The sequence below is a fragment of the Paenibacillus sp. JNUCC 35 genome, assembly GCF_058269095.1.
Genome location: NZ_CM177771.1, coordinates 835,042 through 847,778, shown reverse-complemented (window position 1 = coordinate 847,778; position 12,737 = coordinate 835,042). Strand labels below are relative to the sequence as shown.

The following is a 12,737-nucleotide window of genomic DNA, read 5'->3' as shown; positions in this document are numbered from 1 at the left end:
TCGTCTCCCCCTCTGCCGTTACACTTGCGTCCAATCGAATATAACTCCCATGGAATCTGACTTTCGCCCGGCGAGCCGGGAATACACCGATACGGCTTCGAGCGGGCTTACTTTCTCGCTAATGAGACTTGCGACGTCCAGTTTTTCGCGACGGATGGATTCGAAGATGAATCCGTTCATATCCGCTTCCGTCCACCCTTTAAAACCTTCCATCATCCGCCCGTGAATTCCCAGTATGCTGACCGAATTAAAGACGACTTTCGGCCCGACCGTCTGCTTCGAAGGCTCCGTCGAATCGCCCAGCAGGATCACTTTTCCGAGGTCCCGGGTGAGTTGGGTACAGTGCGGCAGTACGGCGTAGGAGCCCGTAATATCGTACACCGTGTCAAGCATTCTACCTCCGGTGAGCTCTTCTACCGGTCCGAATGCATCAGCCACCGGAAGATCCAGCAGATCGGTCGCCCCGTTTCGACGGGCTTGATCCAGACGGGAGCTCTCCGGCGCAATCGCGATAATTTGGCGCGCACCGCTCGAATTCAGATACTGGACCACGAGCTGGCCGATAAGACCTAGCCCGACGACGCCTACTCTTTCGCCGAATGCGGGCTCGGCACGCAGGATACCCAGCAGGGCGACCTTGGCGATCTGCGTAAAAACCGCCTCTTCATCACGGACCGTATCGGGAATAAGCGCCGCTTCCCGGTAATCGGCCAGGAAGTACTGGCGGTGTCCGGCCGGGCAGATGATCCTGTCGCCTGCTCGGATTCCTTCTACCCCGCTGCCCGTCTTCAGCACTTCCGCCGCCATGGAGTATCCCGGATAGAACGGGTAGCGGACCCACGATGACCAGACCGTCCCCTCATCGAAGTTCCCTTTCAGACAGGCTAGTTCCGTTCCCGTACTGATCAGCGACTTTTTGGCCGCACATAAAATTTGTCCGGGTCCCGGCTCGGGCACCTTTTCCTCTATAAGCTCGATCCGGCCCGGCTCCTGAAATACGCAGTTTAACGAGGTGTATCCCTCTCTTGTCGCAACATCCGGCATGCTTTGGCACTTCCTTTTCTAGGTATAGGATGGGAATTCAGAATTCCTTGAAGTACTTTTCCGCGGGAAGCTCCCTCGGCAGACTCGGCACGGGGCCGCAGCTCCAAGCACAGAGCGCCGACTCAGGCACGAGCGCTAATTCAAGCTCAGGGCAGCAATTCCAGGCAGGAAGCAGCCTTCACGCGTCTGCCGGCCCGGTCGCTTGTCAGGACCGCAAAGCCGGAGCCGTCTTAGCTGCTCGCGCTGCTGTATCCCCTTACGGCCTGTTTCCAGAGCAGCCGTACGACAGCGAAAAGCAGCAGCGATCCAACCAGCGCCAGTCCCGCATACAACCAGCTGAGCTGCCCGAGCAGGAACAGCGGGCCGAAATTGGTAATAAGGAACAGGGGAATAACGAAGGTGCCGATCCGGCGGACCCAGGCCGGGTAAATGGCCATCGGAAAATTGTTGGCGTCCCAGACAGAATGGGCGATTTCCGATACGGAGCCCGTCTGGACGAACCAGAACGAAAGCAGCGCCGGAATAATCATCAGGCAGTACGTGATGACAACGGAGACGACAAGCAGCAGGGCGAATCCCGCAAGCTGCACGAACGTCAGCGGAATATCCATGGCGTGCCAACCGATACCGACCATGACGAACCCGACCAGAATGTCGGGAATCGGAAGCGCCAGATCCACATAACGCAGGGAAGCCATGAACTGGAGGGAAACCGGCTTCGTCAGCATGAGATCAAGCGAGCCGTCTTTGATATACTCGGGAATTTTCATGAAATTTGTAAAAAACAGGCCGACATAAATTCCGGTCGCCACAGTATGCATGCCAATAAATAGCAGCAGCCCTTCGGGCGGTATCCCGTCCACGTGAAGATCGGTGCGGAACACGACGAGCACATACAGCAGCTTGGCGAGCAGGTAGACGGATTCGACCAGCAGGCTCATGATAAAATTGCCCCGGAACTCCATCTGGGCGATGAGGCAGTTTTTGATGAACATGCCGTACAGGAGCGCGTATTTTCTCGCGATTTTAAACATATGGAACGTCCGCTACCCCCCAACCGCCGAATATTTCTTCATGGATACGCGCCACGTCAGGCGGGAAAGCCAGAAGAACAGCAGAATCCACCCGCACTGGATCAGCAGCCCCAGGTACATAGCCGCCGCTTCCGTCTTGCCGCTGAGGACATTGACCGGAAAATAAATCGTATACGGGAACGGCGTGTATTGGAGCGCCTTCACAACCGTTTCCCCGAAAATCTCCAAAGGAAACATGCCCCCGCTCAAAATATTGACAAGCAGACTTGTAATGACGAAAAAATACGAGATTTCATGCAAGTAAAACGCGCTCGCGCAGATGCAGTAAGCGATCAGGAAGTTGAGCAGAAGCGCTCCGAGCAGCGTGAAGGCAAACAAGATCAGCCGTACGGCCTCCACATCCAGCACTTCCCTTGCCGCCGAAATCCAGATAATCCCGATAAGCAGAATCGCCGTAATTCCGTAATAGATCGCCTTCTGTCCGAAGAAGGACACCAGCCGATAACCGAAGTAACTCACCGGTTTGATCAAATACTTGTTAAGGCCGCCGTTTTTGATATCGTCGGCAATCTGGTGCTCGAACTGGGTAGCGATCAGCTTGGACACCAGCCCCGCCAAAATGGTGTACAAAATAATTTGACCGTACGAGTACGAGAACAGCGCCGCCTGGCCGGAATGCCGGTACACCGCCGTCCAGATGAAATACTGGACAAGGATCGGAAAAGCGGCTCCCAGCAGACCGAGAAAGAAGTGAAACCGGTATTCCATCGAATGCTGGACGCCCATCGAAAAAACCGCCATGTACAATTTGCGTCTGTTCATCCGACGGACTCCTTGCGGTAAAGCATCGAAATGCTTTCCTCGATCGGCACGTCTTCAATCGTCCAGTCGACGATCGGAAACGCATCGAGCACGGCGCGTGACACTTCCTTCAAGCGGTGCTTCGGCAGCTCCAGAACGGCATTGTAGCCGTCTCCGCTGACGATTTTGCCGAACTTGGCCAGCCGATGCTCGGCAACGGGCTCGGAGAACTGCAGCCGGATAATTTTCTGCTCGCCGAAAAGATCATTGATCTTATGGAGGTCCCCGTCATACAGCAGACTTCCTTCGTTAATGATGATCGTCCGCTTGCATAGATCCTCCACATCCTTCATGTAGTGGCTCGTCAGCAGAATCGTCGCGCCGAACTGCTCATTGTAATATTTCAGAAACTCCCTGACCTTCTTCTGGGAAGGAAAATCGAGGCCGATCGTCGGCTCGTCGAGATAAAGCAGCCGGGGCCGGTGGATAAGAGCGGCGATCAGCTCCATTTTCATCCGTTCGCCCAAGGATAACCGGCGCACTTGTACGTTCAAAAGCTCCTGAACATCCAGCATTTCCGATAACTCGGCGAGGCTCCGGCGGTAAAGATCGTCGTCCACGTCATAGATGCATTTGTTCAGATAAATCGACTCGCTTGCGGGAAGATCCCACCAAAGCTGGTTTTTCTGGCCCATCACTATGGAAAAAAGCCGTTTGAACTCGTTTTTCCTCTCCCACGGCACATAGCCGAGCACGTCGGCTTCCCCGCCGGTGGGATACAGAATGCCCGACAGCATTTTGAGCGTCGTGGTTTTACCCGCCCCGTTGGGCCCGAGAAATCCGACGCACTCGCCGGGGCCGATGTCGAAGGAAACGGATTTTACCGCTTCCTTCACCAGCGACTTGCGGGCGAATAAATTTTTCAGCGAATTTTTAAGCCCGGCTTCTTTCCGGTAATACACGAACGATTTGTGCAGCTCCCGCACACGGATGAAGTCCATCCCTGCCCCTCCTGAACGATTGCCTGTTTTGCCTGATTGGGCGGCATAAAGTTTAAACGCTTAAATCCCGTTGTTATAAAGCAGCACGCATTTGGAGCAAATCGGCATCAGACCGCAGGCCAGAACTTCGCGCTGCTTGCGGAGATCATCGCCGTGGAAAATGTCCGCCACGCTTTCTTCATTCAAGTTGCCGACGCTGAATTCCGGGAAAAATTTGCACGGATTCACTTTGCCGTCCGGCATAACGTCCATCCGGTTGGAGATCGAAAAGCACTTCGTCCGTTTCATGGCCGGCTTCTCGCTGCCCCGGATAAAGTCTTCCACTTCCTCGGGCTCCAGAGCGGGCTGGTAGCGGACACGAACATTCCATACCCGGGAATTGACGCGGTTCAGTTCATCAATCAGCGTGTCGTAATTGTCGGGCGAGATGTGGAACGTGAACGAATGCCAGCTGTTCTTGTGGCCTTCTTCGAAACGGGCGGCCAAGTGCGGGAAATGGGCATCGAAGTAGGTGTCCATTTTCTCCGCCGTATCGGTAGGGATGTACCAAGGGAAACAGAAGTAGACGGAATCGACGCCCATTTCTTCGAAGTATTCCATAAAGCTGTACAACTGGCCGACCATCTGGTCGTTTACGGTCAAGGCTACGGACACCTTGCCTTTATACACGCCCTGCTTTTGCAGATCCAGAAGGAGTTTGACGGCGTGAATCACTTTCTTGAACGTGCCTTTGCCCCGGATCGCGTCATTCTCCTTCTCGAAGCCTTCCAGGCTGACCAGCATGACGAGATTTTCCGACATTTTCAGAATGGAATCCAGCTTCTGCTCAATGAGAATCGCATTCGTGCAAATGGTCGTGTACCGGTCTTCTTTGGCCAGCAATTCCGCCAGTTCATCGAACTTGGAGTAGAACAGCGGCTCCCCGCCCCACAGGAACACACGGGATTTGCGTTCTCTCGTTTCGGCCAGAAGCTTCTCCACGACGGGAATCTCGATTTCATCGTTCTTCACTTCTTTGGCAAAGCCGTGATGGAAGCCGTCCGGGTTCCATTCGAAGCAGTGTTTGCAGCGCAGGTTACAGCCGTTATTGAGCTTGATTCCGATCTCGTAAGGCACGGGGGCCGCATAAGCCGGATCTTCCCTGCGCTTCCTTCCCGTTTCCGCCAGCGGAACCAGGGTTCTTTTCATATTACGGAACGTAAGTTGGTCAAACGTAACTGCTGTTTTCGGCTGCATAAGTATTCCTCCCAAAATGGTTGATTTTTGACCGCTGCTCCAGCAATCGTGTGCAAATCCCCTCCAGCAGAGGTTCAGAAAAATCCCGGGCTTGCCACTCCGCAAACCGGATACCGAAACCGCAGGTTTCCCAGTAGGTTGAATTATGAAGCTCGTGGTCGCCGAACGGCTCCAGCATGACAAAAGGGATTCCGAACGACAGCGAGTCGTTCAGGGTAGCTCCCCCCGGCTTGCTGATGATCGCTGCGCAATTGCGCATCAAGTCCGTGTAAATGGAGTAATCCCGGAGCGGGTACTCCCGGAGAACGCCATCCTCACGGACATAACGGACCATCGGCGGAAACGTATGCCGCCCCTGCTCGTCCCGGCTCCATGGATCCCAGGAGGCATCCGTTCCGAAGTAGCGCGTAACCCCGTCGTCCTCCTCCACTTCGGAAGGGTCGTAGACGATCACATCGAGCCGGCGGCCGAGCGCGCGGAGTTCGCGGATCGTCTCGGCGTAAGTGCCGATCCCCCAGCCGCCGCCGTGGATCAGTATGCGTCCGGCACGCTGCCCGTAGGGCAGGGGCTCCGCTTCGTCCGAAGCGATGTAGCCGACCGGGGACAGCTCCGATGGCTCGTAAAACCAGACGTTGTCGTAGCCGGGATACAGCTGCTTGTGCACTTTAAACGACGGCGTATCCCACGCGTCCAGCCGGATCAGCCGGATATCCAGGGGCCGGCCGGCAGCCGCCTTATAGCGTTCCAGAATCGGCAGCCAGAAGCCGGTGAACACCGCAAACCGGGTGACGCCGGACCGCTTCCAGTCTTCCAGCAGCCTCAGGACCGCTTCCTCGTTCAGGGAAGTGTCGACGGGCTTCGCCAGCTTGTGCCCCATACGGGCAACGGAGAAGTCCGCATGGAACGCTTTTTTGGTGGCCCGGATCTTGTGCCGGACTTCTTCGTGATACACGTTCTCCAGAACGTGAACGTCCGAACCGACTCCCCTGCCCTGCAGGTACGTGTGCAGATGCATAGCCGGAATGTATGCGCCGAGCGAATTCCCCGACGCCAGCAAAGTAACCGAAGATGAATTCATTCGCAGCTCCCGAGTTGCAGATTTAGTTGTACACCTTAACGGACAAACCGGCGAGAACGTGCCGCAAGCTTTCGACCAGTTCGCTGCGGTGTTCGTCGTCACGGCCGACCACCGATACATACAGCCGTCCTTTCGGCATACCGCGTTTGTTCAGTGTTCCCTCGGCCATACGGCGGCGGGTCAGAATCTCGTTGACCATCACGGTATTGGATGAGAGAGGAACGATCCCGTACCCGCCGGGGGCCGTCAGCAGCAGACCGGACTCACGCAGAGCATGCAGCAGTCTGCCGAAGGCGAAGCCTTCCGGAAGCCCGAGGGAGAGGAACGTAAGCCAGCCCGTACGGCCGTGCTTCTCCCAGCATTTATCGAGATAAGCGTTAATGAGGCCCATGGACTTGCGGGCGTTAATCTCCACGATGGATACGACTTCCCCGTCCTCCAGGATCATGGAGTCGAAGCAGACGAAGCCGTGGTAGCCGTCCTCCGCCAAAAGCCGGAGCGCTTTCTCCATCACACCGAAATAGCCGGCGTTCTCCAGCAGGCGGATAAAAGCCTCATCCGCCTTGATCGACCCGCCGTAATTTTGCTGGTGGTTGATCATCCGCTGAACGGAGATGAATTCCGTCTCTCCGCTCTCCCGGATTAGCCAGTGAGAACTGAAATCCGTTTCTTTCTTCAGCAGAGGCTCCAGCAGGAAATGAGAGCGCAGTCCGCTTCCCTCCTGTTTATGCAAGTGCTCCGCTATCCTCCGCTGCATCGCTTCGCTGTCGATGAGCAGATTTCCCTTGCCCGAAACGCCGAAGGGATCTTTCAGCAGGTAAGGCCCCTGCTTCAGAAGCGCATTCCCGGCCGCCTCCACTTCCGCCGCACTGCCCGCCTCCGTGCCGTAGCACTTCTCGCCGATTCTGGCCAGGAGACGACTGGAGTACATCTTTGAGTTGACGCGTACAACCGTCTTCAGGTCCGGCAGAGGCTCCAGCGGTCCGGCCGCCTGCAGGTACGCTTCCGTCTCCGCCGTAATGGCGTACGGAGACAAAATGCCGGCTGCACCGGTGATTCCGGCTTCTTCCGCCGATTGCGCCTGTCGGGAGGCTCCGGCGGCATTCATCGGAGCGAAAGATTGCGGCTGCTCCGCACCGTCGGAATAACCGGAACCGGCGGCCTGCAGCACCCTGTTTTCCGGATCGACAAGCTTGTCTTTGTCGGCCGCAAGCCGGAACACACAGCGCTTGAAATCGTCCGGTCCCGGCAGAGCGGCCCGCTCGTCGTTCAAATCATAGAGGTAACGGTTCCGAAAGGAAAACCCTAGCCCCTCCAGATACTCGTGCAGCACCGGATCGATTTTGCAGCGGCTGTAAAGGATATCTTCCGGCCCGCAGAACGGAAACAACAGGTCGTCCATGCAGAGGACAATTGACTCTCGGTCCTTATCGGGCATAGCCGGCAGCCGGGCCAGATCCGGGTCCCTCCAGCGCGTTTCGGGATCGAAGGTTCCCATAACGGTTTTCGGAATCATGCCGGCTTCACTGTTTGACATCTTCGTACAGCGGCTGCGCTTGGGACTGGCAGCTTTTCAAAAAAGAGATAAACGCTTCGATCGACTCGAGATGTTCGTAATCGAATTGGTCGTAGTCGATGGCGACGTTCAACTGATCCTCGACTTTCAGCATAAACTGGATCATTTGCAGTGAATCGAGGCCTATATCGTTGTTAAGGTCCGTTGCGGGGGACAGGGATTGCCGGAGTTCCGGTTGATCTTCTTTGATAGCGCACAAAATGTCTACGATTTTATCGTACATGACTACACTCCTTTAAAGGGTTAATGTGTGAGGGTGCAACCGAGTTCTTGCGTTCACAAACTCCAGTACAAACGATAACCTGCTCGCTGTCTCCCCTCCTTTTTCCATAAGTTACAATTATTATCCCCCTGCTGTTAAAAGCTGTCAATGTTTACAATCCTGTATAAATATTAAGTTTTGTTTACAAAAACCTAAAATAAGATGCTTATTCCGTCTTTTTCCACTCTTTTTGAAAGAGCAGGAAAATCGTCACGGTCGGAAAATCGTGCTAACCGGACCCGTTCCCGTTTCATCCTTTCCCCCTCCGGTTAAGAAGAAATACAACAGAACAAGAGAGGAGAATGAGTCATGAAATCTTCCTTGATGCAAAAGGTTGCGACAGGAGTTTTAGTGGCGGTGCTCCCAAAACTCGTTGACATGGCCTTCGAAAAAATGAGAAGCAAAAAACAGAGCCGCGTCCAGTAAAACGGACAACGGCCCTGACTGCCTCCGGGCAGCTGATTCCCTCACACCGTTCATGCCTGTCAGGCGCGCTGCACAAGGCCGGAACGTTTGCATAGAATGAAGCAGAAAAAATCCCTCTTAAGTAGACCCTGTTTACTCGGAGGGATTTTTTGATGCTTTCTTGTGCGCAGGGCGAGTACTGTCCCGACATAAAATATGGTAAAATATACAAACAAAATCGTAATTTTGGTGTATTTTCTTCACCCGGGGGTGATGGTTTGATTGCTCTTCTCTATTCATTCTTAAGCATTGTCGCATTGTTGATCGTAAAATTCCTAAACTTCAGTCCCGTGATTACACTTACTACGGCGTGCTTACTTATCGCTGCCGCCTTCGTATGTGCGTATCTGGACTACAAAAAAAACAAAAGTTTTAATTCTTACATGAAAAACGTCAGCATCACTTATTTGATTTTCATCGTGATTTTCGCGTATACAGCGGTGAGTCTGTAAGTACCTCTCCCTTTACCCTTGCCGCGTGCCCGGCAAAAAAAGCCTCCTGAACAGGAACACGTTTATGTGTTCGGTCAGAGAGGCTTTTTTGCATTCTTTTCATTAACCCTTAACCGCGCCGGCAACCATGCCTTTCATGATCTGCTCCTGGAAGGCCAGGTAGATCAGAATGGTCGGGATGACCGAGATGGCCATGGCCGCCATCGTCAGCCTGTAGTCCGTGCCGAAACCGGTAGCGAACTGCGACAAGCTGAGCGGAAGCGTCTTGAGGGACGGCTTGTTGATAAACACGAGCGCGAACGCGAAATCGTTCCAGTAACGCAGGAACGCGAGAATTCCGACGGTGGACAGCGCGGGAACGGACAGGGGCAGCAGCATTTTGGTGAAAATGCCCCAGTAGCCCGTACCGTCGATCAGCGCGGCTTCCTCGATTTCCTTCGGCACCGACGTCATGTAGGCGGCGATGATGAAGATGGCTACCGGCAGCTCAAAGGCGACGTACGGCAGAATCAGCGCGCCGTACGTGTCGAGCATGCCGATTTTTTTCAGCATGATGAACAGCGGCACGAGCGTACTGTGCACGGGAATGAGCATGCCGAGCAGGAAGTAGCCCATCAGCGGTCCGCGCATGCGGAACGAGAAGCGGGAGAGGACGAACGCGGTCAGCGCGCCAATGGCCAGAGTAAGCACCAGCGCAACCAGCGTGACGATCGCCGAGTTGATAACGGCCGTCTCGATGTCGGCCACTTTCCAGGCCTGCACGAAGTTGTCCCATTTCCATTCCGCCGGAAGGCCGAACGGCTTGCCGAAAAATTCGTCGTTGGTCTTGAATGCGCTGATAAACAGCCAGATCAGCGGGTACAGCGTGACGAGCGCGTACACGGCAAGCAAAATATTTAAAATCGAGCTTTTGGCGAGCTTGCCAAAAGCGTTCTCTCTGCGGGCGGGTTCCGTCCCTTTCACGGGAGGAACGGCGGTTCCGGTCATCTGTGGCATGCGAGCCCTCCTCCTTTCGTCATGCAGCCTGATTCCGTCTCATGAGACGCTGGCTTCCGGCGATCAGCACCAGGCTGATAATGATGATCAGCGTGGAAATGGCGCTGCCGTAACCGAAGCGGTAGACGGAGAACGTGTTGTTGTACATATAGGAGGCGAGCAGTTCCGTTGAATGCGCAGGACCGCCCCCGGTCATGACATAAATCAGGTCGAAAGCTTTCAAACTTCCCGAAATACAAAGCACGATCGTGACCTTCACGGTATCCCAGATCATCGGCAGCGTAACGGAGAACAGCTTGCGGCTTCCCGTCGCCCCGTCGATCATGGCGGCATCGTCAATATCCGAAGGAATATTTTGAAGCGCCGCGATAAACATGATGAGGTAAGGCCCGATATAGTTCCAGATAATCGGAACGGTCAGCGCGAGCATGGACACCGATTTGTCGGAAAGCCAGGCTTTCTTCCACGATTCCAGCCCCACCGCATCCAGCAGGAAGTTCAGTATCCCGATTTGCGGGTGATAAATGTAGCTCCAGATAATCCCGACGACGACCGACGAAAGCACCATCGGCATAAATACCGCCGAACGGATAAAACGCTGGAAGAAGTTGCTCTTGCGCAGCACCAGGGCCAGCACGAGGGCGATCGGCACCTGTCCGAAGACGGAAGCCGCTACCACGATCAGGTTATTTTTTAACGCGAGCCAGAAGATCGGATCCTTCAGGGCTTCGACATAGTTATCAAATCCGTTGAACTTGGCTTCTCCAATCCCTTTCCAGTCGAAAAACCCGTAATACGCCGACCAGAAAATCGGGACAATGACAAATACGCTGTAAATAAGCAGCGCAGGCAGGAGACCAAGCACGATAAAGTTGGTCCTTCTTGACGAGGAAGTCATGGCGTCTCTCCCCTCCTGTTGGTGTATACCTTCAAGGCGGTTCAAAAAATATCTACTAAACCTATCAGGAAGCATGGTTATTCGCCGGTGAAGCAGCGTGCGGAAACAGCTTCAGACTGCGTAATGCGGGCAGACTGCGGGGCGTGTTTCCGCCGTGCTTTCCTACCGGGAATTCCGTTGTGCCCGGCTTTTCACCGGGATCGTTCTTTTTATGATCTCAATCGTTCGAAAATTTTCCGGCTTCCCGGCCGCGCCGATGTCCGGCCGTCCGTTGTTCCGGCAGGTCTTTCTCCGCCGTCCCGGCTCTCTCCGCCTGTCTTTGTTAAAAACGGGGCGACTAGCGCCCCGCTTCTTCTACTACCGGAATCCTGTTATTTGCCGAGAGATTTCGCCTGTGCATCCTGCAGTTTCTTCGCTACTTCTTCCGGCTTGCCGCCCATCAGAAGCTCCTGAATGCCGTTGTTGATCACTTCGGAAGCCGCCGAGGAAAGCTGGGAATCATAAACCGGCGTACGTTTTACTTGGCCGACCAGGTCGTTCACTTTCGCGAAAAGAGTGGAAACCTTGCTCTTATCCAGCTCGACTTTATAGGAGACCAACTGGTTGGACTCCAGCGTGCGCTTCTGCGCTTCCGGTCCGGCCATCGCCTGGATCAGCTTGTCAGCCGCTTCTTTCTTCGCGCCCTCTACTTTCTTGTTGAGGCCCAGACCTATGCCTACAACGCCGGAGAGGGATTGCGGATCGCCTTTGCCGTTAGGAACGGAAGGCAGCACCGTGACTTCGATGTTGTTCAACGCTTCCGGCTGCGCGCCGTTGGTCAGGTTGGTCAAGGCCCATCCGCCGTCGATCATCATAGCCGCTTTGCCTTGTGCAAACATTTGCTCCATTTGCGTGTTGTCGATGGAGTTGAAGCCTTCCTGGAAAGCTCCCGCCTTGCCGAGATCCTGCAGCGCTTTCAGAGCGGATACGAATTCGGGATCCGTGAACTTCGCGCCGTCCTGCGCCGCCGCTTTCATAAACCATTCCGTACCGGTGTAACGGTCTGCCAGTGAGCTGAGGATACTGGACTGCGCAAGCCATGCCGCTTTATTGCCGAGTGCGATCGGGGTAATTTTCTTGGATTTGAACGCTTCAATCGCTTTCATCATTTCATCCCAAGTTTTTGGTACCGTTACGCCGTTATCGTCAAAAATTTTCTTGTTGTAGTAAAGGATAGAGGTCGGGGACAACGACATCGGAATGCTGTATACTTTGCCGTCTACCGTAAAATCGTCGAAGGAGTTCGGGAGGAAACCGTTTTTCCACTCCGCATTTTTATCGAGCAGATCGCCCACAGGCTGAAGCAAGTTACCGCTTACAAATTCTTTGGTCATAGCGCCCGGCCACATCTGGAACAGATCCGGCATTTCGTTAGCGGCTGCAACCGTTTTCAAACGCGTTTTGTAACCGTCCGGCGGAATCGCCTGCACTTCAAGCTCCACATTCGGGTTCGCTTTTTTGTATTCTTCGATGATAGCCCGCATCGTTTTGGCGCGCGCATCTTCACCCGTAAAGTTGTGCCACAGGGAAAGCTTGACTTTCTCGGTCCCTTTACCGGCGTCGCCCGTGCCCGTTGTTGCCGGCTCTTTGCTGCATGCGGATAACAATGAGAGTGACAGAATCAACGCAATACCTGTTTTTGCCGTTTTTTTCATCATGTGTAACCCCTCCTTATCTCTATTCTTTTTTAGTATAAAAGGGGACAGCCATTGTCAAAAGGGGAGTGATTTCGGGGATAGGGTGGGGTAAATTCAGCCCTTTTAGATGCCCTTACCCTCCAATAGTTGGAAAATAAGAAGGCCCCGGCGATGCCGGCAAGCATCACGGAGCCTTTATTTTAAACACCGGCAGGGCC

11 protein-coding genes are annotated in these 12,737 nt (G+C 54.3%); all 11 read right to left on the bottom strand.

The window, feature by feature from the left end:
* Positions 1–18 precede the first annotated feature (18 nt).
* Positions 19–1,044: a zinc-dependent alcohol dehydrogenase gene (locus tag AC2TF6_RS03865; RefSeq protein WP_491309982.1), complete on the bottom strand. Its 1,026-nt coding sequence runs from the start codon at positions 1,042–1,044 to the stop codon at positions 19–21.
* 230 nt (positions 1,045–1,274) lie between these two features.
* Positions 1,275–2,078: an ABC transporter permease gene (locus tag AC2TF6_RS03860; RefSeq protein ID WP_491309981.1), complete on the bottom strand. Its 804-nt coding sequence runs from the start codon at positions 2,076–2,078 to the stop codon at positions 1,275–1,277.
* A 12-nt stretch (positions 2,079–2,090) separates the two neighbouring features.
* Positions 2,091–2,900, bottom strand: a complete 810-nt coding sequence (locus AC2TF6_RS03855; protein ID WP_491309980.1) for an ABC transporter permease — start codon at positions 2,898–2,900, stop codon at positions 2,091–2,093.
* Positions 2,897–3,880, bottom strand: a complete 984-nt coding sequence (locus tag AC2TF6_RS03850; protein WP_491309979.1) for an ABC transporter ATP-binding protein — start codon at positions 3,878–3,880, stop codon at positions 2,897–2,899. Before AC2TF6_RS03850 ends, AC2TF6_RS03855 begins: the two co-directional genes overlap by 4 nt.
* Before the next feature lie 60 nt (positions 3,881–3,940).
* A complete protein-coding gene (locus AC2TF6_RS03845) occupies positions 3,941–5,116 on the bottom strand; it encodes a radical SAM protein (protein ID WP_491309978.1) in 1,176 nt (391 codons plus the stop codon).
* A complete protein-coding gene (locus AC2TF6_RS03840; protein WP_491309977.1) occupies positions 5,088–6,194 on the bottom strand; it encodes a hypothetical protein in 1,107 nt (368 codons plus the stop codon). The genes AC2TF6_RS03845 and AC2TF6_RS03840 overlap by 29 nt, the downstream gene beginning before the upstream one ends.
* A gap of 22 nt (positions 6,195–6,216) precedes the next feature.
* Positions 6,217–7,731 (bottom strand): ATP-grasp domain-containing protein, encoded by a 1,515-nt coding sequence (locus tag AC2TF6_RS03835; RefSeq protein WP_491309976.1) that lies wholly within the window; start codon positions 7,729–7,731, stop codon positions 6,217–6,219.
* Positions 7,718–7,993, bottom strand: coding sequence for an acyl carrier protein (locus AC2TF6_RS03830; RefSeq protein ID WP_491309975.1), 276 nt, complete (start codon positions 7,991–7,993; stop codon positions 7,718–7,720). Before AC2TF6_RS03830 ends, AC2TF6_RS03835 begins: the two co-directional genes overlap by 14 nt.
* A 1,058-nt stretch (positions 7,994–9,051) precedes the next feature.
* Positions 9,052–9,945 (bottom strand): carbohydrate ABC transporter permease, encoded by an 894-nt coding sequence (locus tag AC2TF6_RS03825; protein ID WP_009671722.1) that lies wholly within the window; start codon positions 9,943–9,945, stop codon positions 9,052–9,054.
* Between the two features lie 19 nt (positions 9,946–9,964).
* Positions 9,965–10,843 carry a carbohydrate ABC transporter permease gene (locus AC2TF6_RS03820; protein ID WP_491309974.1) on the bottom strand — a complete coding sequence of 293 codons (879 nt, stop codon included), beginning with the start codon at positions 10,841–10,843 and terminating at the stop codon, positions 9,965–9,967.
* Positions 10,844–11,214: 371 nt separating this feature from the next.
* Positions 11,215–12,540: a sugar ABC transporter substrate-binding protein gene (locus AC2TF6_RS03815; RefSeq protein ID WP_491309973.1), complete on the bottom strand. Its 1,326-nt coding sequence runs from the start codon at positions 12,538–12,540 to the stop codon at positions 11,215–11,217.
* Between the last annotated feature and the right edge of the window lie 197 nt (positions 12,541–12,737).